Genomic DNA, 26,559 nt, shown 5'->3' with positions numbered 1-26,559 from the left:
AGGAGGAAATAATGCGGTTAAGGTATTTTTCAGGACTACTTCTTTCGGCAGCGTTTTCCATTTCGCCCTCTCTGGCGCAGGAAGCAGCTGATGCAGTTTCCCCGGAAGCTGCCACCGAAGGTCAGGTGCAGGCCCTGACCGAGGAGGTTGTCGCCGCGCTTGAGGCCAAGGCGGCCGGTACCCCTGTCAAAGCCGAAAACTGGATGGTTTCGGCAGCCAACCCACTCGCCGTTGCGGCCGGGGCAGAGGTTTTGCGTGCCGGTGGTACTGCAGCGGATGCCATGGTTGCCGTTCAGGTCGTTCTTGGGCTGGTTGAACCGCAATCCTCGGGATTGGGTGGCGGGGCCTTTCTGGTCTGGTATGACGCCGCCTCGGGCGCCTTGACCACACTGGACGCACGTGAAACCGCGCCGCGCGAAGCGACGCCAACCCTGTTTCAGGATGAAAAGGGAGAGCCGCTGAAGTTCTTTGATGCCGTTGTTGGAGGGCTTTCCGTCGGCACGCCGGGCACACCAGCGCTTTTGGAAGAAGCACACCGCCGTTGGGGCCGCACGCCCTGGCCCGCGCTGTTCCAGGAAGGCACCCGGTTGGCGGAAGAGGGATTTCATGTCTCGCCCAGACTGGCGGGTTTGGTTGCAGCGGATGCTGAACGGTTGTCCCGGTTTCCGGTAACCGCAGAGTACTTTCTGCCCAATGGCGTACCGCTGGCCGAAGGTGATCGTCTGAAAAACCCCGAATATGGCCAAACGCTTCGGACATTGGCCGCAGAAGGTGCTGCCGGTTTTTATGGAGGTGAGATCGCTTCGGCCATTGTTACGACCGTGCGCACAGCCCCGGGAAACCCGGGTGTCTTGTCGGGAACGGATCTGGCGCTTTATCAGGTGATCGAGCGCGAGCCGGTTTGTGCGACCTACCGGGTCTACGATGTCTGCGGTATGGGGCCGCCCTCTTCTGGGGCGCTGACCGTCGGCCAGATTCTCGGAATGCTGAATGGCTATGATCTGGCCGGACTTGGATCGGATAATCATGAGGCATGGCGGTTGATCGGGGATGCGTCCCGCCTCGCATTTGCGGATCGCGGCCGGTACATGGCCGACAGCGATTTCGTACCGATGCCAACCAAGGGGCTGGTTGATCCGGGCTATCTGGCTCAGCGCGGCGCGTTGCTGGAAAGTGACGCTGCCCTGCAAGAGGTCGGGCCCGGCAACCCGGAGTTTGACCATGGCATGCTCTGGGCGGATGACGAGTCGCTGGAGTTGCCATCGACGTCCCACATTTCCATCGTGGACGGGTATGGCAACGTTCTTTCGATGACGACGACCATCGAAAACGCTTTTGGTTCCCGGCTGATGACCAATGGATTCCTGCTCAACAATGAACTGACCGATTTTTCATTCCGGACGCATGTGGATGGCGTTCCCATCGCCAACAGGCTGGAACCTGGCAAGCGACCAAGATCGTCGATGAGCCCGACGATCGTGATGAAGGACGGAAACCCGGTTCTGGCGATTGGCTCTCCGGGCGGTAGTCGGATTATTGGGTATGTCGCGAAATCAATCATCGCATGGGCAGACTGGGGTATGGACGTACAACAGGCCGTGTCCCTGCCACACTTGGTTAACAGGTTTGGCACCTATGACGTCGAAGCGGGAACATCCGCCGAAGCCCTGGCCGAGGCGCTGACCGAACTGGAGTTCGAAGTCAACGCACGGGATCTGACATCGGGCCTGCACGCGATCGAAATCACAGATGGACTTTATGGCGGGGCTGACCCCCGGAGAGAGGGCATCGCGCTGGGCGAATGATGATCCGCTTTTGTGGGTATTGCCCAATGGCTGGCAGCCTCTTACTCACTCATGTAAGGGACTGAGTGATGATCGAAGGGGGAGAGCAAAATGGGGCAGGCAACGGAACTACCGCGCAACGAGACCGGGATAGAAACCGTCGTTGGTGTTCTCAAACAACAGTTTGGTGACCGCCTGCAGACTGGAGCAGCCATTCGCGAACAGCACGGCCACACAACCACGTGGATCAATAATCAAAGCCCGGATGCGGTTGTCTTTCCACATTCCACCGAAGAAGTATCCGAGATTGTAAGAACCTGCGCGGCGCACAAAGTGCCGGTTATACCGTTTGGAACGGGCACCTCCCTGGAAGGGCACGTGAACGCGCCCGCCGGGGGTATTTCCATTGACCTGAGCCAGATGAACAGGGTTCTGGCGGTGAACGTCGGGGATCTTGACTGCGTGGTGCAGCCGGGCGTGACCCGCGAGGATCTGAATACCTATCTGCGCGATCAGGGATTGTTTTTTCCAATCGACCCCGGTGCCAACGCCTCGCTGGGCGGGATGGCGGCGACCCGCGCCTCCGGCACCAATGCCGTGCGGTATGGAACCATGAAGGACAACATCCTGAGCCTTGAGGCCGTGATGCCGGACGGGCAGATTATCCGCACCGGGCAACGGGCCAGAAAATCCTCGGCCGGATATGATCTGACCCGGCTTTTGATTGGCGCCGAAGGAACACTGGGGGTCATCACGGAACTCACCCTGCGCCTTCAGGGCATTCCCGAAGCCATCAGCTCGGCCCGCTGCTCTTTCCCTTCGGTCGATGCAGCTTGTCAGGCGGTGATGATGACGATCCAATACGGCATCCCGGTCGCCCGCATCGAGTTGCTGGATGAGACCTCGGTCAGTGCCGCAAATGCCTATTCCAATCTGAACCTTCCCGAAACACCATTGCTTTTGCTGGAGTTTCACGGATCAGATGCGGGTGTTTCCGAACAGGCCGAGACCTTTGGCAATATTGCCGAAGAGTTCGGTGGAACAGATTTCGCGGCCACCTCGACAACAGAGGAACGCAACAAACTCTGGCAGGCGCGGCATGACATGTACTGGGCCAGCCTGCAGCTCAGGCCCGGCGCGAAAGGGATTTCGACCGACGTCTGCGTTCCGATCTCACGTCTGGCCGCGTGCGTAACGACCGCGCAGGGCAAGGCGGCCGAACTTGGCTTGCTTGCCCCCGTGGTGGGCCACGTCGGAGACGGAAATTTCCATACCTTGCTACTGATCGATATGGATAACGCAGATGAGATCGCCAAGGCAGAAGAATTTGTGGGTTGGTTGAACGACCTCGCGATCTCGATGGAGGGAACCTGCACCGGAGAGCATGGCATAGGTCAGGGGAAAAAACCGTATCTTGCCAAAGAGTTGGGTGCAGCGACACAGTTCATGACGGCGATCAAAGCCGCTCTGGACCCGGACGGCATCATGAATCCGGGGAAAATTCTGGGTGAATGAGCCCTGATTGTTGTGATTTCGTAAACATGTCCATGGATCGTCATAACCTCGCCTGAATCCGGTGCCAAACGAAAGCAAGTCGAAATCCGTTTCGGAGAAGAAGATGGGCGTTTTGCGTGTCCTTGGATTTGCTTTGGTATGCAGCCTTGTTCTTGTGGTGTTGGACTACTTTCAGCAGGGCAAAAGGTCGGACGGGCGGTTGTCGTTCGAAGAGTATGTGCGCACCATCGAAGAACGGGCAGGCGTATTCCGCGCGGGGAAAGCCGCACAGCAAGACGAGCGTAGTCGTCAAGCGCGATGGGACGCGGGTGGACAATCATATCTGCCCACTGCGCCCGAAGGATGGCAGAGGCGCAGCCTGCTGAGCGGCGACAACAGCGGGTTGTCCCAAACCAATCCGTCCGCCGCAGAACAAACCGATATTGTACACGTGGCCGCGACCGGAAACAGAGATTCCGCTGAGGAAGAACGCGCAATCGCGCAGGACAAACGTGGCTGGGTTTACCAGCGCGGCGATGAAGTGATCTGGGTCGAGGTCGTGTTGAAGGAGGCGGGCGACGCCAACTCTTTGACCGGTCTGATGGCCCAGCGGGTTTCGGGAAGCAACTTTTATGCGGGTCAGCAGCAAGGGTACTCTGTTCTGGGCGGAGTGGGATTTGTGTATGCCACCTACGGAGATTCCAGTGAACTGGGTCCGAATGACCTTCGCAAATTCATAGGCCGAATTGGGTTTGACGAAGAGGTGAACATTATCGTCGTTGCACGCGCCACGGATGACGCGATTGGCCAAATTCTTGGCACAATAGACTACGACGGTCTGAACGGTTTGTTGTCCGAGCCGATCATGTCTGTCGGTAGCGGTGCTCCGGTTCAGGAGGGCGATCAGGTGTCGCTGGCACAGGAAATGAATGATCTGCGCGGTCGTTTTCTGAAACTGCAGACTGAAGTGGCCGGAGAAAGGCTTGCGAATTCGGATGACATTTCGTTTCTGCTCAGCACTCTTGCACAAGACAACGGATTCTCCACAGATCTGTTTGACTTCACCGGTGGCCGGGTTCCCGAAATTGGCGATGCGCTTCAGGCCGCATATCGCAGAGAACTCTCCAAACTCGTAGGTGGTGATGCCCAGCAGGCTGACGCCCGATCAGGTATCAGCAACCTGTTTGCGTCTCTGATGTCATTTATCGGCAAATCCGAACAGACCGGAACGTCCGAGGAAAATGCCACGGTCCTGGTCCACAAGGGTGGTTTTGTTGGCGGAACGGCCACCTGCGTTGTTCGGGATAGTCTAAAAACCTGCTCAGGTTTCGGAGACTGACCGGGTCGAACCGAAACGCGTCGTTTTTTTAACCCCACTGGTCGGATGGTTGTCACGCAAAGTTGCGTATTTGCGCCATATGGTGGCAACTTAATTCAAGGGGAGACGCCCGGATATGAAAACCCAAGTCAAAGCACTGGTTGTTGGCGGCGGTGCCGTCGGGACTTCGATCGCCTATCACCTTGCCAAAGCGGGCTGGGACGATGTGATGCTGATCGAGCGGGACGAGCTGACGTCGGGCTCGACCTGGCACGCGGCGGGTCTGCTGCCGCTGTTCAACATGTCCTATGCGACAACCCACATCCACAAATACTCAGTCGACTTCTACAAGCAACTCGAGGAAGAAACCGGCCTGAACGCAGGCTTTGCAGTGGTCGGCAACCTGCGCATGGCGCAGACGCAAGAGCGTATGGACGAATACATGCTCTATGCGTCCACCGCCGAGACCTGCGATGTCGCCTACGAATGGCTGACACCCGAGCAGATCAAAGAGCGTTGGCCGCTGATCGAAACCTCGGACCTGAAGGGTGCGATCTATCACACCGAAGACGGCTATATTAACCCGGCCGACGTGACCCAAGCGATGGCCAAGGGTGCTCGCCAGCGCGGTGTCGACATCGTTCGCAAAATGCAGGCCGATGCATTCCACTGGAACGGCACTCACTGGGAAGTCACCTGTACCAAGATGGTCGAGAAGGGCGGCAACCTCGTTCCTTCAGATGAGCAGGTGGTAATCACTGCAGAGCATGTCGTGACTGCATCGGGCAACCACGCGCAGCGAACTGCCAAGATGTTGGGCATCAAGATGCCCGCGATCCCGGTCGAGCATACCTTCATCGTCATGGACAAAGACCCTGAGCTGGTCAAATGGCGTGAAGCGGGCAACCCCGAACATCCGGTTGTGCGCGACGCAGACAATGAATCCTACGCCCGCGAGGAACGTGGCGGCTGGATTCTGGGCATCTATGAACACGGCGCGCCGGCGCAGTTCGAACATGGCGTGCCGGACAGCTTCCGCGCAGACCTGTTCCCGCTGGATCTGGACCGGATCGCAGATCAGTACATGGCGATGGCCGAACGCGTGCCGTCCTGTGCCGAGTCCGGCTTGAAAGACGATTTCAACGGCCCGATCTGCTACACCCCCGATGGCAACCCGCTGGTTGGTCCGGCTCCGGGGCTGCGTAACATGTGGCTGGCCGAAGGCTTCTCATTCGGTATCACCGCTGCAGGCGGCACCGGTTATTATCTGGCGCAGATGATGGTCGATGGCGAAGCCGAGATCGACATGGCCTCGCTGGACCCCAAGCGGTACAGCAGCAACTGGATGACCACCGAGTTTGCGGCCCGCAAGAACGAAGAGTGCTATGAGCACGTCTACATCCTGCACCACCCGGACGAAGAGCGTGAAGCCTGCCGCCCGCTGCGCACCGCACCGGCTTATGACCGCCAGAAAGCACGTGGCGCGCAGTTCGGCTGGGTCAACGGCTGGGAACGCCCGAACTATTTCGGTCCGCTGGACGCATCGGAAAACTTCGACAAAGAGGCCCGCTCGTTCCGCCGTGGCGGTTGGTGGCAACATGCTGTTGATGAGGCCAAAGCGATCCGCGAAGGCGTTGGCCTGATCGACGCCACCGCCTTCACCAAGCACGTCGTCAAAGGCCCCGGTGCGACTCAGTTCCTGGATTGGTTCACCTGCAACAAGCTGCCCAAGGTCGGTCGCATCAACCTGACCTACGCGCTGACCTCGCACGGGACCACCCGCACCGAATACACCATCGTCCGCAATGGCGAGAACAACTACTACATCGTCTCTGCCGGTGCCTGGACCGAGTACGACGCCGACTTCCTGCGCAAGGCGGCCGAGGACAAGATGGATGAGTTCGGCTATATCGAGATCCAGGACGTGACCACCCAGTGGGGAGTGTTCGCCATCGCCGGACCCAAGTCGCGTGACGTTCTGAAAGAGGTGATCAAGGACGCCGATCCGGAAACCGCTCTGTCCAACAAGCGCTTCCCGTGGCTGTCGGCCCGTCAGATCGAACTGGGCATGTGCCCGGTCAACGCAATCCGTGTGGCCTATACCGGTGAACTGGGCTGGGAACTGCACCACCCGATCGAGATGCAGAACTACTTGTTCGACCTGCTTGAGAAGGCCGGTGAAAAGCATGGCATGAAACTAGTCGGCGCCCGCGCTCAGAACTGGCTGCGTCAGGAGAAATCCTATCGCGCCTTCGGCAACGAACTGGGCCGTGACGCAAACCCGCTGGAGGCCGACCTGCCGCGCTTTGTCGATCTGAACAAAGAGTTCCACGGCAAGGACAAGATGGTCGAAACCGGCGTGCGCGTGAAATGTTGTACCCTGCTGATCGACGGTCCGTCGGATGCGGACCCATGGGGCCGCGAGGCGTTGTACACCCCGGAAGGCGAGCGCGTGGGCCGTCTGACATCGGGCGGCTATTCGGTGGCCTTCGAGAAATCCATCGGCATGGGTTATGTGAAGCCCGAGCTGGCGGTCGAAGGCACCAAGCTGCAGGTCAAGATGCAGGACAAGCTGTGGGATGCGGTCGTCACCTGCGACAGCCCCTACGATCCGAAAAACGAAGTCATCCGCAAAGATGGCTAATCGAACAAAGGCCCCGGTTAAACCCGGGGCCTTTTTCTAGGCAGTCAGCCGATCAGTTCGTCGTAACATTCCAATGCCTTGGCGGCATACATCATGGACGGGCCACCGCCCATCTGGACGGACATGGACAAGACATCCGAGATCTCCTCGCGCGTTGCCCCGGCTTTCACCAGCGCCTCGGTGTGCAAAGAGATGCAGGGTTCACACCGCACCGCAATTGACATGCCCAGGGCTATGAATTCTTTAACCTTGTAATCCAGCGTTCCGCCTTCTTTGACGGCTTTCCCCAAGGTGCCAAAAGCACGCGCGGTTTCAGGTATTGCGCTATTCAAATTACGCAGGCCAGAGCGTGTATCAGATAGCTTTTCTTGCCATGTCATTCGGATATCCTTCATACATTCCATAATGGGAATACATACGGATTTCCGACGGGCACGTATTGATCTTGATCAGATGGCCCGCTTTTCGACGACAAAGGCCAGATTATTCGCGGGCATTCCGACGATCTGGATCAGGTCCAATCCGACCGAATTTAACAGTTCCAGAATATCGGCGTCGTCCTTGTATCCGATTTCAGGGTCCTGGGCGCTCAGAGTTGCGTGAAAAGCGGCATCACCTTCACTGGTAAATTCGCCACTTCGCTTGAATGGGCCGTAAAGCACAAAACGACCACCGGGTACGAGTGCCTTGCTGGTTTCGGAAACCAGAGTTTCAGTCTCGGTCCAACTTATTAGGTGCAGCAGGTTAACCAGAACTATTAAATGCTGGCCGCTGAAATTCGCGTGCCACCCCGGCGCGGTCGCATCCAGTTCGGTTGCCGGGGCCACATTTTCCAGACCAAGCGCATACTCGTCTATGCTGGCGCGGCGGTCAGGGGCTATTTCTGTCGGCTGCCATTCCACACCGGTAAGTCTCTGGGCAAAGGCAGAGACGTGCTGCCCGGTTCCGCTGGCCAATTCCAGTGCGCGCCCCTTTTTCGGTGCCACGGATTCAAGCAGATCGCAAATTGCGGCTGAATTCCGGGTCGCCGCAGGCGCAACCATTCTGGCCCCATCGGTGGAGGTTGCGACACTGGCATTTGATGGGAGTTTTCGACCCTTCATGATCGCAACCTGTCCGGGCGCAGCGCGGATATCGTTGCGGCATCCAGCTCGGGCACGGCTCCCACAACGAGATCGGTAACGAGGCGTGACGCCGCCGGGGCTGTCTGAATGCCGTACCCTCCTTGCCCGGCGGACCAGATAAAGGTCGGGTCCGACGGTTCCGGGCCCAGAACCAACGTCCGATCCGGCGCAAAGCTGCGCAACCCCGCCCAGTTGGCTTCGACCCGGGTCACCGGCTCGGTCACCATCTCTTCGTAGCGGGCCAGACCCTCGGCCAACACCATGTCATCGGTATAGGCGTCATGCGGTTCAGCTGGGTCGGCATCGGCAGGGGAAACCAGCAACTTTCCGGCATCCGGCTTGGCGTACCAGCGCTCTCCGACACCCAGCATCATCGGCCAATCACGGACGTCATGTCCGCCGGGTGCCGGAATGCGGGCCATGGACCGACGCAGGGGGGTCAAGCCAATGGGTGCAATTCCGGCCAGCTGCGCCATCACATCGGCCCAGGCACCAGCCGCATTGACTAGATGGGCTGCTTCAAAGGTCTCGCCTGCCTTGACGATCCAATTGCGGTCCTTGCGGATTTCAACGACCCGCCTTTTTGTCAGAACCGTACCGCCATTGGCGCGGATGGTCCGGGCAAAATCCTGCAACATCCGATCCGTATCGATATCGAATGCGCCTTCCTTGATAGCGGCGTAACCGACGACCTTTCGATTCAGAATAGGCACCCGGTTAATCGCATCATCCGGGCTTGTCTCATTCATGCCCAGTTCCGCAAGGTCTGTCACAAACTGGTCGTGCTGATCCAAACCACCGACCAGAAGCAGCCCCCGAGGGCTGAGGTAACCACCGTTATTGGAATGCAGAAAATCGGCGCTTGCACGGTTCAGTTGAACCACCGATTCCGATCCATAGTCCTGCTCGAACAAGGCCGCCGAACGGCCCGACGCGTGATATCCCAACGCGTCTTCGGCTTCGAGAACCGTAACAGACCCGTGTTCCGACAGCCGTGCACCCGCACTGAGGCCCGCGATGCCGCCGCCGATCACAAGAAAATCTATCATGACTGCTCTTCCAGCCTATCCGTTGCCGGAGCCGGAGACTGGCTCAGAGCCGTCACGCGGGCATAAAGATCAGGGGACATGGTATGAGACATCGCAGCCAGGGATGGGGCAAGTTGTTCCACATTCCGCGCCGAAATGATCGGCGTTGCGCCAAACGGGCTTGCCGCCACCCATGAAACGGCCAGTGTGGCCGGATCCAGCCCCTCTTCGGATGCGAGGTCCGTCAGCGATTTGGCCGTGTCAAACATCCAGCCCTGCCCGTAGCGCGCTGCATATCGGTCGTCTTCCGCCAACCGACCCTGGCCGCCGCTTGCATATTTTCCGGTCAGCAGACCGCCACCCAACGGCGAATAGGCCGCCACCGTGATGTTCTGATCCGCACACATCGGCAGGATTTCCACCTCGGCCTGTCGTTTCACAAGGCTGTACATCGGTTGCAGGATATCAATGCTCAGATCGAAACCCGCTGCAATTCTTACGGCCTTCATCACCTGCCAGGCGGCAAAATTCGACAGGCCGACATACCGGATATTTCCTGCCTGCTTGAGTTCGGCAAAACATTCCATCGTCTCGGCAAGATCGGTGTCGGGGTCGAACCGATGCAGATACAGGATGTCCACCATGTCCTGTCCGAGCCGCTGACGGGACACATCCAGCTGAGACCTGATGTTCCTACTGCCTGCGCCGCCGGTGTACCCGGCCTTTGTCGCGATCAGCAGGCTTTCACGCTCGGACCGGATCATGCCCCTCAGCAGAGTTTCGGACTGTCCGTCTGTATAAACATATGCAGTATCGAAATGGTTCAGGCCCACGTCGCGGCAGGCATCGTACATGGCCTGACTTTGCGCGGCATCTGCGCGCCCGCCGAATTGCATCGTGCCGAATGCAAAACGGCCGGCCGGGGTTCCATCAGAAGAGTTCAGCATGGACATCATACAAAAGCCTTTGTTTCTGCAGAGGTTCTGGGGCGTACAACCGACAAAAAGGTCTTTCATGCTTTATAAGCAGGCTTGAAATAAAGCATCAACCCATCCAAAGAAGTGATAGCAAAAACAGGAGGGCAGGGTGAGTACCGCAGAATTACACCCGATGGCCACGGGGCATATTCCGTCCTATGTGACCCAGGCAGACGGCAGTGACTTTCTATTTACGTTCATGGTTGTTTTTACAGTTGTTGTCATATTGCTGATTGGGGTTGCCTATTTCACGCTCCATTCGATTCCGGAAAAGATTGCACACGAATCCAATCACCCTCAGTTTCAGTTGGTAGGGATATTGGCGCTTCTGGCGCTTTTCACGCATAACGGCATATTCTGGATTGCCGCCATTCTGGTGGCCGGTTTCCAGTTCCCTGACTTTGCAGCCCCTCTGAGAGCGATTGCCGATGCCATCCGGTCGTTGGCACCCGAACGCGATCCCGCTCCGGTGACCGAAGATGTTTCGGTGGGCACCCCGGATCTGTCCGAACCCACACGGCAGGAGCGCTAAGACATGCTGGAAACATTGATGTGCGCCCTTGTCACGGTGTTGCCTGATTTTCTGTTTCGCAGATTTGTCCAAGGCAAACGGATCGGTCACGAGATCACGCTTTTCACCATGTGGTACGAATTGCGGTGGGGGCTGACGACCTGTGCCATTCTGGCTTTGACTGTCATCACGACGTTATTTTATTTTCACCCGGCCAGCAAAACCGCCGCTTCGTATTTCCGCACTGTCACGATCTTGCCGCAACTGGGCGGCCGTGTTTCGGAGGTGTATGTCAGGAACAACGAACACGTAACGGCTGGTCAACCCATTTTCCGGATTGAGGATTTTACGCAAACGGCGCAAGTCGAGGCTGCGCATGCCCAAATCGCTCAGGTTCAGGCCTCGTTGAAGGTGGCGCAAACCGATCTGGCCGAGGCCGAAGCCGGTATAGCTGGCGCGCGTGCTGCGCTGGATCAGGCGCTGGAAGATCTGGAAAGAAACACGACGCTGCGCGACGAAGGCTCAAGCGCTGTTCGACTGACCGAAATCGAGCGTTTGGAAAATCTGGTCGAAGAGCGAGAGGCCAAAGTGGTCGCGGCCCAGTCGCAAAGGGCAGCTGTGGTTCAGCAGATCGAGGAACTGATCCCTGCTCAACTGGCCAGCGCCAACGCACAACTGGACGCGGCCCTTACCGAACTGGACAAAACCGTTGTCAGTGCGGGTGTGACGGGTCGGATCGAACAGTTTGGTTTGCAGGTTGGCGACTATGTCAGCCCGCTGTTGCGGCCTGCGGGTATTCTGGTGCCGTCTTCATCCGGGCATGATCGTTTTCAGGCGGCATTCAACCAACTGTCCGCTCAGGTCATCAAACCCGGAATGATTGGTGAACTGGGTTGCATGACCAAGCCGTTCACCGTGATCCCGGTTGTCGTTGTCGAAGTACAAGACGTCATCCCGTCGGGCCAAATTCGGCCAAGCGACGAGTTGCGCGATGTGCAGGCAAACACAAATCCGGGTTCGATATTGGTGTATCTTGAGCCGCTCTACAAAGGTATGGCCGATGAAATTCCGCCCGGAAGTAACTGTCTGGCAAACGTCTACACCGACAATCACGAAAAGCTGGAAGATGAAAATCTAGGCTTCTGGGAAAAGGCGTTCCTGCATGTAGTCGACACGATCGGCGTAGTCCACGCCGCCGGGTTGCGGCTTCGTCTGATCCTGATGCCGGTCAATACTTTGGTGCTAACCGGGCATTGATCTGCCATCCTTGGCTAAATCTCCTTCAGTTGCGCCCGCTCCCTTTCGAGGGGCGGGTGCTTGTTTCTTTGTCGAGCGAGAAAAAGGCAAAAGTCCACACCGCCGCAACAAACACCGAAACAAGCCAGAATACCTGTGAGAAAGATTGCGTAACCGCGTAAACAGTACTGCCAAGCGCCATTCCCACCGTTCCGCCCAGCAGTTGAAATGACATGGAAATTCCACTCGCCTGACCGTGCAGTGCCGGCGGAACCGAGAACATGACCGCGCGGCGCGGGGGTACGAACAGGAACGGTACGGCACAGCCCCAGATCAGGAACCCTGCGAATATGAACATGGTGTGGCGGCTCTGCATACCCAGTGCAATAAGGGCGACCGCAACCACTCCGGCAAACACTCCCGACAGGGACGGCCCGCGCGTTCCAAGCCGGTCCGAGGTTTTGCCGGCAAATGTCGCGATCAGAACCTGCGGCACGACCGATGGAAGTAGCGCGATCCCGGCGACAAGGGGCGACACACCCAGCACGGATTGAAAGTACAACGCGCCAAAGACCAACAGAACTATTTTAACGAATTGCGCCGTAAAGATGATCATGTTTGCAGCACTGAAGCTGGAACTGGCAAACAGTGATACCGCGATCAGTGGGGTGCGGGATTTACGCTCGGTAGGTATGAACAGGATCAGCAGTGCCGCTCCAAGCAAGAGCGTTACCAAAACCTCGGGCTGGGTCCAGCCTCGGTCAGGTCCTTCCATAATGCCGAACACGACCATGCCCAATCCCACGACCAGCATCAGAAAGCCGGCCCAGTCAAAGCCTAGTTCAGGCAGATGGGGCGGGTCCCGCCACTTGCTCAGCGTGATGGCCGCCACAATCAGAACGATGGGTGGGTTGACCCAAAAGATCCACCGCCACGACATGTATTCGGTCAGCAGGCCGCCGATCAGAGGTCCCAGCGAGAAAAACACCGTGCCAATCGACCCGTAAAGTCCAAGCGCCTTGCCTCGCTCATGATCCTCAAAGGAACGGGTGACAAGAACCAGAGACAGCGGAAAGATGAAAGCGGCCCCGACACCTTGTACCGCACGGGCCAAGATAAGCGCCGTGCCGCTTTGGGCTAGGCCCCCCAGGGCCGAAGACAGGCCAAAGATCAAAAGCCCCGACGTCAGCAAACGACGGGGACCCAAAATATCACCCAGACGTCCGGCGGCTCCGGCCAGACAGGCCAGAACCAGCAGATAGATGTTCACGACCCAATGCGCATCCAGTTCGGACAGGCCAAGATCCTTTCGGATGGTCGGCAATGCGACACTGACCACGGTCTCATCCAGCAGAATAACGCCGAGAATGGCACCCATCGCACCCAGTATCCACCAGCGGGTGTTGTCATTTGGTTCGACTGCCATCTGGCCTTTCCAAAACAAGGATGATCGCCACGTTCTAAGGTGATGAGGCCCGCTCGGATCGGTTCACGTCAAGGAAATCCTTTCAAATCGTTGATTGAAATTGAAATCGCCCCGCGAAAAAGGACCAGCCGAAACGGCAAGACATCTGCCAGAAGTGTTGCTGAGCATGCGCGAGCGGGTGCGCGATCAGCAGCGCCTTAGTGTCTTGTCTGAGCCCAAACCGAACTATGAGAGATAAAGAACCACGCTTGCCGATAAAACCTCGGTGCCTCCGTTGTTCAAGCCATCGATGATTGCTCAGTCTCCGGGATACTTGAACTCGCGCCCCAGTGCTTCTTCGGCTTCTTTGTAGATTGGTCGTACCACGTCGTCGACGTCCCAACGGCCCGCTTCGATCTCCGGTGAGTAGCCTATCTGATCCGCAGGGTTGATGGGTTCCGGTGGATAGGCTGCAGGCGGGTTCCAGCTTTCGTGGTTGATCGCAGCCATTCTTACTTTGATATCGTCTTTTGTGACATTCCAAACCATATAGTCCTGAGCAAGGCTCAGCGGCCCATCATACGTCTTTCTAATCCGTTCAAGAACGCCGGGCGTCGAGTCGATTCCGGTCCAGAAGTGATAAGCCACGGCAAGACGAGGCTGCACGGCACTCATGACCTTACCGAAAGCTTCGGGTGGGGTATGGATCTGAGTGCCAACCTGAAGAGCGGATTCGGGTGTCAAACCATAACGCGCAACAAGGTCAGGCACTGCTATGAAGCATTCGTGGACCACCAGATCGGCGCCCTGAGCCATTTCAACAAACCACTTGTTCGGATAGGTATCGCTTGAATACACAAAGGAAAGATCATTCCAGTCCAGCCGGTAGCTAACTGATCCATCGATCGCGTGGATGGCAGGAAATGCGGTGATCTTTACGCCATTGTTTTCGTAAATGACCTGCGTGATCTTGTAGTCAAATTCAGTGATTTCAGTGGCAAAGCCGCGCACATCGGTTTGGCCCAGACGCCCTTCGAGATCCCAAAGGTACATCTTCTCCATCGCTTCAACAGCCGCCGCCGTGCCCAGTTCGGGTCGTGAGCCACTGGGCCCCCAAATTCGCAGAGGCGAGAACCGACCAGATATTCCGCCCGCAACATAGAGTGCGCCGATGCCGCCGAAATGGTCCCCGTGAAGGTGTCCGATAAAGACCTTGTCGAGAAAAGCAGTCGGAATTTGAAGCCCGAAAAGCCTCTCGATCGATCCGTCGCCAATATCAAACAAAAACTTGTCGCCATTTCCCAGTTCAACAAGGAAACACGCCGCCGCCTGAGCCGGTCGTGGGGTCGGCATGCCGGTGCCACAAGCGATGACACGCATTTCATCGGGAGCCAGCGTTTCACTGTTTGGTGCGTAGAAATCGCGTTCACGCGCTTCGGTTGGCGATATCATCGGTATCTGGCTTTCCGACTGCTGCGCTTCGGCTGAACCAACTAGGTTGATACCAGTTTGGGAGACGCCAACCCATCCGATCAATGCAGCAATCAGCGTTTTAGATATATTGGTAACAGAGTTCATCTCAGTTTCCTTTCATAAAAGGAAGCGTCATAATCTCGCTCTCTAATTTGCAAGCGTATCATATTCACGTTTTTAAATCATTTGACGCAGGATTGGCGGCGGCTGATCGTCGAGCCAACGACAACTTTGGTCCGGGTCGCCACCTTTTGCGTCGGGCAACGGCCGTGTTTTCGCCTGCCGCACTGCCGCGGGTCCGGATTGAGTCCAAATCTACCGAATGCCGCGCCTTACCCGAATGGCCGCGATGCATCCAGTATGTCGTTGCCTAGTCGCGCGGTTGAAAAGTCACTCCCCAGCGACTTGGCGGTCATAGTCAGCGCTGTCGTACCAACCTAACGATTTGCTCACATTCAAATTTTTATCCAGGTCCCATTCTTCCCAACCAGAAAAGCGAACGCGGTTTCCTGTATCTTTGTGTTCGCCTTCGAAAGTCCACGCATAAACCATGTGATGGTCAGCAACGAGAACAGTATCGAGACTAAGAACAAGGTCAGGGAAGTCAGCCATGAAACCTTTAGCCATATCAGATATTTGAGCGCGACTGGTCATAGGTTCGCCGCCGTTCATGGCCATCGAAGTCTTCTCGGCATACCTACTGGCTACACGCTCCGGTGTTCTGGCAGTCCAGGCGGCACAATGATCCTGGGCCAATTTTCGAGCCGTTTTGATGTCGGGTGTCATAAGCGTGTCCATGGCTTCTGGAAAGGTTTGAACCCAATACGGTAACTGGGTTTTCAAACTCGAACAACTCCACCTTCGGATAGACTTAAATCTTGGACGTCTTCTTTGTCCGCATTGCGGACGTCCCCTGATCAACCCAACCATATCCGTTCCACCCATCTTTCTTAGAAATGCAAAAATTAGCGAGGCTCGGGGATCCCGACCCTAGTCCTGGTGACTGGCGGTCTATCTGATCAGATAATGAATTCAGGTTTGTGAAATGTAGATTTTTCAGATGCATACATGACACATATCTCACAAGAAATGTGAAACGGACCGCTGGAAACTTGCCAGAACATCAATTCGTGCAGTTGTTCTCGATACGACAAATTAAACTGAAGGTAGTACCAAGTGAACAAGAAGGCTTTGATTGCTGGCGGTGGGGCCGTCGTGTTGGTTGCAGTAGCCGCATTCGCGATTCCGGCGGTGCAAGATGAGATTAGCTACCGGCGCTGGAGTTCTGACAAGTGTCACGAAATACGAAAGCAGGTTAGAGATGCGACATGGCGAGGAACAAAGAAAGAAGAGGAGGCTGCCCGTCGCTTAGAAAAAGAAAATGGATGCGCGCTTGAGGACGCAGGGTGGTAGCATCATTTGTTCACGGCTACTTAAGTTTCCCCGATTGTCGCCAGACGCTTTTTAGTCACGATAATCGGGGCAAATTTAATTGCCAATTCGCTTGAAGCATTGCACGGCGCAGAATTGGCGTTCACCTGCGCGGAGATCTCTGCCCCACTCATACGACGAACATCCCGGTGACGGTGTTCATATACGGGCGCAGCATGTCCTCAATTCGGGCGTAAAAGCGCAGCAGCGGCACTACAGGAACGGCGGCTTAGTCCGCACAGCCGCCATTCCAACAAAACACCCTCGCAGAATTCCGCGAGGGTGTTTTGTTGTAACAGCCTGTTGCGCCGTGCGTTGTGCATAACCGTGCAACACTTTTGGCAAGGGGCCAGCCAAAATGGCCGGCCCTTCGTTGGGTTTAATAGCCGCGCTTACTGCGGAATTTCGCCTTCCAGGCCTTCGACATAGAAGTTCAGTCCAGCCAGTGTGCCATCATCGGCCACTTCGCCTTCGGCCAGCCAGTCGCTGCCATCCTGTTTCTTGATCGGGCCGGTGAAGGGGTGATAGCTGCCATCGGCGATCGCGGCTTTCATTGCCAGCGCTTCCTCTTTGACGTCCGCAGGAACTGCGTCCGAGATTTCACCGATCCCGACCATGCCCTTGCTGATGCCATCCCAAGTATCGATGCTTTCCCAGTTGCCGTCCATGACTGCCTGGGTTCTGGCGACATAATAAGGTGTCCAGTTGTCGATGATTGAGCTGACGCGCGGATGCGGTGCATATTCTGCCATATCCGCAGCCTGACCAAACCCGATCACGTTGCCAGCGTCCTTCATAGCCGCCAGCGGAGCGGTCGAGTCCGTATGCTGCAGGATCACATCTGCGCCCTGTTCGATCAGAACCTTGGCAGCGTCTGCCTCTTTCGATGGGTCAAGCCAAGTGTAAATCCAGATGACCTTGAATTCGACATCCGGGTTGACCTTCGTGGCGTGGAGATAGGCCGAGTTGATACCACGGATCACCTCTGGGATCGGGTATGATCCGATGTAGCCCACGATGTTCGACTCGGTCATTTTTCCGGCTATGTGGCCTTGTACCGCACGACCTTCGTAGAAACGGGCGGAATAGGTCGAGACGTTGTCGGCCCGCTTGTAGCCGGTCGCGTGTTCAAATTTCACGTCCGGGAATTTCTTGGCCACGTTGATCGTGGGGTCCATAAAACCGAAGGACGTCGAAAAGATCAGATCCGCGCCTTCAAGTGCCATCTGAGTCATTGCTCGTTCGGCATCCGGCCCTTCGGCAACGTTCTCCTGATAAACCAGCTCGACGTTGTCGCCAAAATGCTTCTGCATTTCCTTGGCCGAGTGATGGTGGTGCTCGTTCCAGCCCCCGTCGTTGATCGAGCCGACATAGATAAAGCCGACCTTCGTTTTTTCCTGAGCGATGGCGCTGGTGGCCAGCCCCAGCGCAAGGGCGGCGCTTGCCAGAAGTGAAGTGAATTTCATGTAGTTACTCCCCAAGTTGGTTCATTTGGCCCCGTCTAGTGCGAGGCGTGGAAAATCCGGCCCAGTGAGGCAGGTGCACTGCTCTTGTCGGCCGAAAGGATCACAAGCACAAGGATCGTGATGATGTAGGGCGACATTGCCAGATACTCGACAGGGATGGCAACGCCCGCTGCCTGCAAATTAAGCTGCAAGACGGTGATGCCGCCGAACAGATAGGCGCCCAGCAGAACGCGCCATGGCTTCCAGCTGGCAAACACCACCAGCGCGAGCGCGATCCAGCCAACTCCGGCCGTCATGCCATCGGTCCATTGAGGCACGCGGATCAGGCTGATATAGGCCCCACCAAGACCTGCGCAGGCCCCACCGAACAGGATCGCCAGAACGCGAATTTTGATGACCTTGTAACCCAGCGCATGTGCGGCGTCGTGGTTCTCACCCACCGCGCGCAGGACCAGACCGATACGGGTGAACTTGAGAACGTACCAGACGGTGGCAGTCAGCGCGATTCCGACATAGAGGATCGGATCATGCTGGAACAGGATCGGGCCGATCACCGGAATATCGCTGATGAGCGGGATATAGAGGTCCTTCATATCCGGTGGTGTGATCCCCACATAGCTTTGTCCCATCAATGCGCTGAATCCCAAGCCGAACAGAGTCAGAGCCAACCCACTCGCTACCTGGTTGGCCAGTGCGACCTGTGTCAGCAGGACAAACAGCAGTGACAGCAAGGCACCCCCGATTGCTGCGGCGAAAAAGCCAAGCCAGGGTGATCCGGTTTCGACCGAGATGGCAAAGCCACTGATCGCACCCACGATCATCATACCTTCGACACCAAGGTTCAGAACACCTGCTTTCTCGACGACCAGCTCTCCGATCGCGGCCAATAGCAGAGGGGTTGCGGCGACCATAAGCGAGGCCACCAAAAGTACGGGATTGATTTCACCAAGATCCATGGGTCACGCTACCTCACTACGGGCCGCACGGATGCGGTAGTTTGTCAAAAGATCGAATGCCAGCAGGAAGAACAGCAGCATTCCCTGAAACACCTGAATGGCAGCGGCGGGCAGGCCCAGTTGCGACTGCGCGATTTCTCCGCCGATATAGGTCAGTGCCATCAGGCCCCCGGCCAGAAGAATTCCAATCGGGTGCAACCGGCCAAGAAAGGCGACGATAATCGCCGTGAAACCATAGCCCACGTTAAAATCGATGCTGACTACGCCCGAAGGGCCGGACACTTCGAACATCCCCGCCAATCCGGCCAACGCGCCGGAAAGACCCAGACAGAACAGGATCAGGCGGGCCGGGTTCACGCCTGCGAATTTCGCGGCGCGGGGCGCTTCGCCGGTCAGCCGGATGTGAAAGCCCAGCATGTGACGGTTCAGCAGGATATAGGCAAAGATCACAGCGATCAGTGCGGTCACGACGCCCCAATGCATCCCCGATCCTGAAATCAGCTCAGCATTATGCGCGCTGGCATAAGACTGCAGATTGCGCGAGCCGGGAAAGCCAAACCCCTCGGGGTTCTTCAGCAGTCCCAGCGAGACCGAGGCCAGCATTTGTTCAGCCACATAAACCAGCATCAGGGATACGAGAATTTCGTTGGTACCGAACCGCACTTTCAGAAAGGCCGGGATGCTTGCCCAGATCCAGCCGCCAAGCGCGCCAGCAATCACCATGATCGGAAAGACGTACCACGCCTCCAGCGGATAAAAGGCAAGCCCCGCACCTGCGCCAAAGATGGCGCCCATGATGTACTGTCCCTCTGCGCCGATGTTCCAGATGCCAGCCCGAAAGCCCAGCGACAGGCCAATGGCAATCAGGACCAGCGGCGCGCCTTTCACCAATAGCTGCGGGCGGTAATAGAAAGAAAACTCGCCAAACAGCGGCTCCCAGAAAATGGTGCCAATGGCCTGAACCGGGTTTTTGCCCAGAATGGCGAATAGCAACCCGCCAAAGAACATTGTTGCCAGCACCGCCACCAATGGGGTCGCGTAGGACCACGCTTTGGACGGCTGCGGCCGTTTCTCCAACACTATCATCTGCTCATCCCCCCAGGTTCTTCTTCTCGTTGTAAATACGGCCGCCTGAGGCGGTTCAACGGATCAAACATGAGCCACCTCCATGCCGTGTGCGCCGCCCATCATCAGGCCGATCTCGTCCACCGTAAGGCCCGCCGTTGTGCGCGGTGCGCTCAGGCGTCCTTCGTTAAGGGCCGCAAAGCTGTCCGAAATCTCCATCAACTCATCCAGATCCTGACTGATGCAGATGACTGCGGTGCCTTTGGCGGCCAGATCCAGAATGGCCTGCCGGATCGAGGCCGCCGCCGCCGCATCAACGCCCCATGTCGGCTGGTTCACCACCAACACATCAGGGTTCTGCAACACCTCGCGTCCGATCACGAATTTCTGCAGGTTGCCACCCGACAGCGACCGTGCCGCATTTTCGGGACCGGGTGTGCGCACGTCGAAGACTTCGATGATCTTTTCGGCAAAGCTCTTGGTCTCAGCCCATTTCAGGAAGCCGTTGTTTTCCAAACCTTCACGTACCGATCCGGTCAGCAGGGCGTTTTCGGTCAGGCTCATATCCGGGGCCGCGGCATGGCCAAGCCTTTCCTCAGGGGCTGTCAGCACACCCAGCGTACGGCGCGCGGTGGGCCCGAGTTTGCCAATCGGCTGGCCATTGAACTTGATTGCATCCGCGGTTGTCGGGATTTCACCCGAAAGGACCCCCAACAATTCGTCCTGCCCATTCCCGGCGACGCCGCCGATGCCAAGAACCTCGCCTTTGCGCACGGTCATATGGACATTTTTCAGTGCCGTACCGAATTCTGACGGCGAAGGCACTGACAAGCCGCTGACATCCAGTGCGACCTCGCCAAACTCACGTCCTGACCGTTCCGGCGTCTGCAGGGTCGATCCCACCATCATCTCGGCCATATCCCGTGCCGAGGTTTCGTTTGGAACACATTCGCCAACATTCTTGCCCAGACGCAGGATCGTGGCGTGATCACAGAGCGTGCGGATTTCCTCGAGCTTGTGCGAGATATACAGGATCGAAGTGCCCTCGGACCGCAATTTATTCAGCGTCTCGAAAAGGATATCAACCTCCTGCGGGGTGAGAACCGATGTCGGTTCATCCATGATCAGCAGCTTGGGTTCCTGCAATAGACAGCGGATGATCTCGACCCGCTGACGCTCACCCGCCGACAGGTCACCAACAGTACGGAAAGGATCCAGCGGCAGACCGTAGGTCTCCGACACTTCGCGGATACGCGAGGCCAGATCGCCCATTGGTGGCGGGTTCTCCATCCCAAGTGCGATGTTCTCGGCCACGTTCAGTGCGTCGAACAGTGAAAAGTGCTGAAACACCATCGCAATGCCATCAGCCCGCGCGGCGCGGGGTTCAGGTGGCGCGTAGGGTTGGCCGCGCAACAGCATCGTACCGCTGTCAGGCTTCACCAGCCCATAGATCATTTTGACCAGAGTGGATTTTCCTGCGCCGTTTTCGCCCAGCAGCGCATGAACTTCGCCCTCGCCGATATCGAACGAGACGGTGTCGTTGGCCACGACGCCGGGATAGGCTTTGGTCAGCCCTTGCAGGCTCAGAAGTGGTGTGGTCACGCGCTCAGATCCTTCTTCAAGTCGTTTTGCAGGGCGGGGCGCAGGATTTGCGCCGCGACGCCAACCGCGATCATCTGCGGATGTTTGCCCAAGCCCGGATCACCGATCGGGCAGGTGATCCGGCTTACCCGTTCGGGTGAATGCCCCAACGCAGCAAGACGAGAGCGGAACCGCGCCCATTTGGTAGCCGAGCCGATCAGGCCCGCAAAGCGGAAATCGTGCAAAAGCAGCCTGTTGCACAGCTCCAGATCCAGATTGTGTGAATAAGTAAGCACCAGATGTTCGGCATCACGCGGTGCGTGTCGAACCAGTTCCGCCGGCTTGGCGGCCGGCACGACCGTCACGCCGTTCGGCACTGTTTCAGGAAATCGCTCCGGCCCCGTATCAACCCAGGTGATTGCCAGGTCGGGCAGGGGCGACAGAACATCAACCAGCGCTCGGCCCACGTGACCAGCGCCCCAGATCCACAGGTCGCGGGCCGGTTTGTGCACTGGTTCGACCATCCATCCGTCAAGCAGCTGCGGTTCTGGCTGAACACCTTGCCCACGTGCACGGTTCAGCAAACGCTTGACGGACAGAGGCATTTCACCAGCCGAAACCGGACGTGCAATCATCGAGTCATCCAGACGATTCACGGCTTTCAGGTCATAGACCTCGCTCAGCAGCGTGACTGCACCGCCGCAGCACTGGCCAAGGTCCGGGCCAAGCGCGTGTTGGGTCAGCTTTCTTTGCGAGTTCTGATGACGTGCCGCCTCGGCGGCCTGAAATTCCAGCGTGCCGCCGCCGATCGTGCCAGACTGCCCATTTTCCCAAACAAGCATCGCTGCACCGACTTCGCGGGGGGACGACCCCTTGATCCCGGCTATAACCACCCGGACCACAGACCCATGGGTTTTGACCGCCTCCCTCAAAGCTTCCCGATCAAATCCCATCAGATGCCTCCCTTCATCCGCTGAACACCGCGCCACACTTCCTCGGCCGTGGCAGGTGCATCCAACGCCGGGTAGGCGTCTCCGCAGGCAGCGACCGCATTCGACAGGGCAAGCCATGCGGAAATCCCCAGCATGAAGGGCGGTTCACCGACCGCCTTCGAGCGATAGATCGTATCCTCGCGGTTTTGCCCATCCCACAGCGCGACATTGAAAATGTCGGGGCGATCCGAACAGGCAGGGATTTTGTAGGTTGACGGCGCATGCGTACGCAGCCGCCCCTGATCGTCCCAGACCAGTTCCTCGGTCGTCAGCCAACCTGCACCCTGAACGTATGCACCTTCGACCTGACCGACATCCAGAGCCGGGTTCAGCGACGCCCCCGCATCGTGCAGGATATCTGTGCGCAGAATGCGGTTTTCGCCTGTCAAGGTGTCAACCGCCACTTCGGTTACGGATGCACCATAAGCAAAGTAAAAGAACGGGCGGCCGTGCCCCTTGATCCGGTCCCATTCGATCTTTGGTGTTTTGTAGTACCCGGTCGCCGACAGGCTGACCCGCCCCTGATAGGTGAGGGCCGCAGCCTCGGCGAAGCTATAGCGTTCGCCACCGACTTCGACATGTCCATCGCTGAATTTGACGGTGGCGGCGTCTGCCTGATGCCGTTCGGCCAGATAGGCCGCCATCCGGTCGCGGATCGTGTCGCAGGCTGCCTTGACCGCCATGCCGTTCAGATCACTGCCAGATGAGGCCGCGGTTGCCGATGTGTTGGGCACTTTGGCGGTATCCGTGGCGGTGATCTTGATCATTTCAAGCGGAATGCCAAATCGAGACGCGGCGACCTGCGCCACCTTCTGGAACAGGCCCTGGCCCATCTCGGTGCCGCCATGGTTCAGATGCACCGAGCCGTCCTGATACACATGTACCAGCGCGCCCGCCTGATTCAGGTGGGTCAGCGTGAACGAGATGCCGAACTTGACCGGTGAAAAGGCGATGCCCTTCTTGATTACCCGGTTCTGTGTGTTCCACTTTGCAATTGCCGCCTTACGCGCGGCATAGTCGCTGGATTTCAGCAGGGCTTCGGTCATCCCGTGCAACTCGAAATCGGTAACTTCCATGCCATACGGCGTCGTGTTGCCGCCTTCGGGTACCGGACGGACCGGCGGCGGAGTGGTTACCTGTTCGACTGCGCCGAGACTGGTCAGATCCTCATGCGGATCGACATGCCCCAACGGACGTTCAGGAATATGGGTTGGTTCGATCACCGGGCTGTGTGCGGCCTCATAATAGTTGCGACGGCGCAACTCGACCGGGTCCAGCCCCAACTCATGAGCGGCATGATCCATAACCCGTTCGATCCCGACCATACCCTGCGGGCCGCCAAACCCGCGATAGGCGGTGGCGGATTGCGTGTTGGTTTTCAACCGATGGCTTTCGATCCGGGCATTCGGCAACAGGTAGGCGTTGTCCGAATGCAGCATGGCGCGGTCCGCAACGGGCAGGGAAAGGTCCTGTGCCCACCCGCAGATGGCATGATGCAGAAATGAAACGCCCTGTATGTGGCCGTGCTCATCAAGCCCTGCACGGTACGCGATACGGAAAGCGTGGCGTTTGCCGGTGATCACCATGTCATCGTCGCGGTCATAGCGCATTTTGCAGGCTTTGCCGGTGGCGCGGGCAGTAACTGCACAGGCGACGGCCAGCGCATTGCCCTGGCTTTCCTTGCCGCCGAACCCTCCGCCCATGCGGCGTGTTTCAACGCGCACGCCATGCATCGGTACCCCCAACGCATCAGCCACTTTGTGCTGAATCTCGGTCGGGTGCTGGGTCGAGGAATGCACCAGCATGTCCCCGCCTTCATTCGGCACGGCCAGAGCGGCCTGACCTTCGAGATAGAAGTGCTCCTGTCCGCCCAGTTCAAACGCGCCTTCGATCACATGTTCCGAATTTGCAATGGCACTGTCGACATCACCCTTGGCATAGATGCGCGGCCCTTCCTCGAACCGGCTGTCGGCCGCGAGTGCTTCTTCGATTGTCAGGATCGGTGTTTCCTCGGCGTATTCGACCTTGCCGAGTTGCGCGGCCTTGCGTGCCGCCAGATGGCTGGTCGCAGCCACGAGGAAAACAGGTTGGCCAACATAGTTGACGGTTCCGTCCGACAACAATGGTTCATCATGGATAGAAGGAGAGACGTCGTTGGCGAAAGGCAGATCGTCAGCAGTCATCACCATGACTACACCTTCGGCGGCCTTCACTGCAGACAGGTCCATCGCCGTGATCTTGCCCTTGGCGATGGGGCTGAGACCAAAGGCCAGATGTAACGATCCCTTGGGGGTGGGAATGTCATCCACATAACGTGCCGTGCCCGAGACATGAAGCGGGGCGGCGTCGTGGGGCAGGGGTTTGGTCACGCTCATGCCGACACCTCCAGCACATTTGTCACTTCGCCCTGATCTTCGAGGAAGTACCGCTCCAGCATGGCTTTGGCCGTCTCCAGCCGGTAGCTGGCCGAGGCACGCATATCCGACATCGGAGTATAGTCTTCAGCAAAAGCAGGCAGCGCCGCCTGCACGGTTTCGGTTGTCCACTGTTTGCCGAATAATGCGGCCTCGACGGTTTTGGCCCGTTTCGGAATACCGGCCATGCCGCCGAACGCTATCCTCGCGCTGGTCACGGTTCCGTCCGCGACGGTGATATTGAAACATCCGCAGACGGCGGAAATATCCTGATCGAACCGCTTGCTGAGCTTGTAGCATTTCAGCCGGTCCGCCTGCCGTTTGAAACTGACGGCCTCGACGAATTCACCGGGTGCACGGTCCTGCTTGCCATAGTCGACAAAGAAATCTTCCAGCGACATTGAACGGCGCGTATCGCCCTTGCGCAGATGCAACGTTGCGTCCAGCGCGATGAGGGCGGGAGGGTTGTCTCCGATGGGAGAGCCATTGGCGATATTACCACCGACGGTGGCTGCGTGACGGACCTGAACGCTGGCGTAACGGCGGATCATCTCGGCGTAGGACGGATACAGGTCGGCCAATGCTTCGCCCATACGGTTCATGTCGACCATGGCACCAAAGCGGATTTCGTCATCAGTGATCGTGATCTCTTTCAGGTCGTCGCAGCGGTTGAGGAAAATCACCGGGTCCAGATTGCGCAACTGCTTGGTGACCCAAAGACCCACATCGGTCGCTCCAGCGACCAGTGTGGCATCCGGGTGCTGCGCATAGACAGCGGCCAATTCGTCGGATGAGCCCGGCAGCATGGGCGGTGTTGCCTGCGGGGCAACCGGCTTATCCTTGATCCAGACCGGAACGGGATGCTCTTCGGTGGCCTTGGCGGCACGAATGATCGGCGCGTAACCGGTGCAGCGGCACAAATTGCCTGCAAGCTGGTTGTCATGATCCGTCGCGCCATTGGTGTGACTTGCCACCATCGACATGACAAAGCCGGGGGTGCAGAAACCGCATTGTGACCCATGCAGATCAACCATCGCCTGCTGGGCCGGATGGGCCTGTCCGTTCGGGCCGCTCGCACCTTCGATGGTGCGCACGGCCTTGCCGTGTAGCTGAGGCAGGAACAGGATGCACGAGTTCAGCGCCTTGGCGCCTTCCTCATCCGTCACCATGACAGTGCAGGCACCGCAATCGCCTTCGTTACAGCCCTCCTTGGTGCCGGTCAGGCCGCGATCCTCGCGCAGCCAGTCCAGCAGCGTGGCCGTCGGATCGACATCCGCCAACTCCACTGTCTCTCCGTTCAGAAGAAACGCGATATTCATTCGTGAAACCCGTCGCCTTACCCGGTTACGCCCATGTGGTGCTCTCCTTCGATGCGACGTAGAAAGAGTAGCGGGCTGATAGCTTGCCGACAGATGTTAGAAAGGGCTGGCGCGATCTGGCAAGAAAAACTGCCCCTAAGATACAGCATTACCTTCCTTCGACGTTGTTTCGATCTGTCCGACAGCGGCTTAGAATTATGAATCTACAGCATTTTTCCTCTGGAGTGAATAACGTCCCCCGAAGCACCTTCTGGAAAAGCCGAATAATCCAGAGTGATTTTTAAGCTGTTCAACAGGTCGGTTCCGGCTTTTTCACCACGCCCGACTGAGGTAGCGTCGGC

At 57.6% G+C, this 26,559-nt stretch carries 20 protein-coding genes; 6 read left to right on the top strand and 14 right to left on the bottom strand.

Annotation, left to right across the window (positions count from 1 at the left end):
* The first annotated feature begins 11 nt into the window (after positions 1-11).
* The 4 genes from ggt (at position 12) to ACR0NA_RS08280 (ending at position 7,240) form a co-directional block, all read left to right on the top strand.
* Complete coding sequence (gene ggt / locus ACR0NA_RS08295) at positions 12-1,805, top strand: gamma-glutamyltransferase (protein WP_480727858.1); 1,794 nt, start codon at positions 12-14, stop codon at positions 1,803-1,805.
* Between the two features lie 90 nt (positions 1,806-1,895).
* A complete protein-coding gene (locus ACR0NA_RS08290; protein ID WP_480727856.1) occupies positions 1,896-3,299 on the top strand; it encodes an FAD-binding oxidoreductase in 1,404 nt (467 codons plus the stop codon).
* Between the two features lie 103 nt (positions 3,300-3,402).
* Positions 3,403-4,617: a hypothetical protein gene (locus ACR0NA_RS08285; protein ID WP_480727853.1), complete on the top strand. Its 1,215-nt coding sequence runs from the start codon at positions 3,403-3,405 to the stop codon at positions 4,615-4,617.
* Between the two features lie 115 nt (positions 4,618-4,732).
* Complete coding sequence (locus ACR0NA_RS08280) at positions 4,733-7,240, top strand: GcvT family protein (protein ID WP_480727849.1); 2,508 nt, start codon at positions 4,733-4,735, stop codon at positions 7,238-7,240.
* Between the two features lie 44 nt (positions 7,241-7,284).
* Here ACR0NA_RS08280 and ACR0NA_RS08275 read toward each other — a convergent pair whose 3' ends face one another.
* The 4 genes from ACR0NA_RS08275 to ACR0NA_RS08260 form a co-directional block, all read right to left on the bottom strand.
* Positions 7,285-7,620, bottom strand: coding sequence for a carboxymuconolactone decarboxylase family protein (locus ACR0NA_RS08275; RefSeq protein WP_480727847.1), 336 nt, complete (start codon positions 7,618-7,620; stop codon positions 7,285-7,287).
* A 69-nt stretch (positions 7,621-7,689) separates the two neighbouring features.
* The gene (locus ACR0NA_RS08270; protein WP_480727845.1) at positions 7,690-8,343 is read right to left on the bottom strand and encodes a DUF938 domain-containing protein; all 654 of its coding nucleotides are present in this window, start codon (positions 8,341-8,343) and stop codon (positions 7,690-7,692) included.
* The gene (locus ACR0NA_RS08265) at positions 8,340-9,413 is read right to left on the bottom strand and encodes an NAD(P)/FAD-dependent oxidoreductase (RefSeq protein WP_480727843.1); all 1,074 of its coding nucleotides are present in this window, start codon (positions 9,411-9,413) and stop codon (positions 8,340-8,342) included. Before ACR0NA_RS08265 ends, ACR0NA_RS08270 begins: the two co-directional genes overlap by 4 nt.
* Complete coding sequence (locus tag ACR0NA_RS08260) at positions 9,410-10,348, bottom strand: aldo/keto reductase (protein WP_480727840.1); 939 nt, start codon at positions 10,346-10,348, stop codon at positions 9,410-9,412. The genes ACR0NA_RS08265 and ACR0NA_RS08260 overlap by 4 nt, the downstream gene beginning before the upstream one ends.
* Before the next feature lie 154 nt (positions 10,349-10,502).
* Here ACR0NA_RS08260 and ACR0NA_RS08255 point away from each other — a divergent pair, with 154 nt between their 5' ends.
* The gene (locus ACR0NA_RS08255; RefSeq protein ID WP_480728041.1) at positions 10,503-10,901 is read left to right on the top strand and encodes a hypothetical protein; all 399 of its coding nucleotides are present in this window, start codon (positions 10,503-10,505) and stop codon (positions 10,899-10,901) included.
* A gap of 3 nt (positions 10,902-10,904) precedes the next feature.
* Positions 10,905-12,137, top strand: a complete 1,233-nt coding sequence (locus ACR0NA_RS08250) for an HlyD family secretion protein (protein WP_170651086.1) — start codon at positions 10,905-10,907, stop codon at positions 12,135-12,137.
* A gap of 25 nt (positions 12,138-12,162) precedes the next feature.
* Here ACR0NA_RS08250 and ACR0NA_RS08245 read toward each other — a convergent pair whose 3' ends face one another.
* The 10 genes from ACR0NA_RS08245 to xdhA all read right to left on the bottom strand — a co-directional run bounded on the left by ACR0NA_RS08245 (position 12,163) and on the right by xdhA (position 26,218).
* Entirely contained in the window at positions 12,163-13,542 is a 1,380-nt protein-coding gene (locus ACR0NA_RS08245; RefSeq protein WP_480727838.1) for an MFS transporter, read from the bottom strand.
* Between the two features lie 297 nt (positions 13,543-13,839).
* On the bottom strand, positions 13,840-15,099 hold the full coding sequence (gene gntH, locus ACR0NA_RS08240) for a guanitoxin biosynthesis MBL fold metallo-hydrolase GntH (RefSeq protein ID WP_480727836.1): 1,260 nt from the start codon (positions 15,097-15,099) through the stop codon (positions 13,840-13,842).
* A 285-nt stretch (positions 15,100-15,384) separates the two neighbouring features.
* The gene (locus ACR0NA_RS08235; protein ID WP_480727833.1) at positions 15,385-15,837 is read right to left on the bottom strand and encodes a nuclear transport factor 2 family protein; all 453 of its coding nucleotides are present in this window, start codon (positions 15,835-15,837) and stop codon (positions 15,385-15,387) included.
* 980 nt (positions 15,838-16,817) lie between these two features.
* Entirely contained in the window at positions 16,818-17,891 is a 1,074-nt protein-coding gene (locus tag ACR0NA_RS08230; protein ID WP_480727831.1) for a BMP family ABC transporter substrate-binding protein, read from the bottom strand.
* A 35-nt stretch (positions 17,892-17,926) separates the two neighbouring features.
* Positions 17,927-18,847, bottom strand: a complete 921-nt coding sequence (locus tag ACR0NA_RS08225; RefSeq protein ID WP_480727829.1) for an ABC transporter permease — start codon at positions 18,845-18,847, stop codon at positions 17,927-17,929.
* Positions 18,848-18,850: 3 nt separating this feature from the next.
* Positions 18,851-19,933 carry an ABC transporter permease gene (locus ACR0NA_RS08220; RefSeq protein WP_170651079.1) on the bottom strand — a complete coding sequence of 361 codons (1,083 nt, stop codon included), beginning with the start codon at positions 19,931-19,933 and terminating at the stop codon, positions 18,851-18,853.
* 63 nt (positions 19,934-19,996) lie between these two features.
* A complete protein-coding gene (locus ACR0NA_RS08215; RefSeq protein ID WP_170651078.1) occupies positions 19,997-21,514 on the bottom strand; it encodes an ABC transporter ATP-binding protein in 1,518 nt (505 codons plus the stop codon).
* Positions 21,511-22,446: a xanthine dehydrogenase accessory protein XdhC gene (gene xdhC / locus ACR0NA_RS08210; RefSeq protein WP_480727824.1), complete on the bottom strand. Its 936-nt coding sequence runs from the start codon at positions 22,444-22,446 to the stop codon at positions 21,511-21,513. The genes ACR0NA_RS08215 and xdhC overlap by 4 nt, the downstream gene beginning before the upstream one ends.
* Complete coding sequence (gene xdhB / locus ACR0NA_RS08205) at positions 22,446-24,860, bottom strand: xanthine dehydrogenase molybdopterin binding subunit (protein WP_480727820.1); 2,415 nt, start codon at positions 24,858-24,860, stop codon at positions 22,446-22,448. Before xdhB ends, xdhC begins: the two co-directional genes overlap by 1 nt.
* A complete protein-coding gene (xdhA, locus tag ACR0NA_RS08200) occupies positions 24,857-26,218 on the bottom strand; it encodes a xanthine dehydrogenase small subunit (protein ID WP_480727818.1) in 1,362 nt (453 codons plus the stop codon). Before xdhA ends, xdhB begins: the two co-directional genes overlap by 4 nt.
* Positions 26,219-26,559: the final 341 nt, after the last annotated feature.

This window comes from Ruegeria sp. C11 (assembly GCF_056537725.1).
Note: the sequence above shows the minus strand (reverse complement) of the source record. Positions and strands in the feature narration are given on the sequence as shown.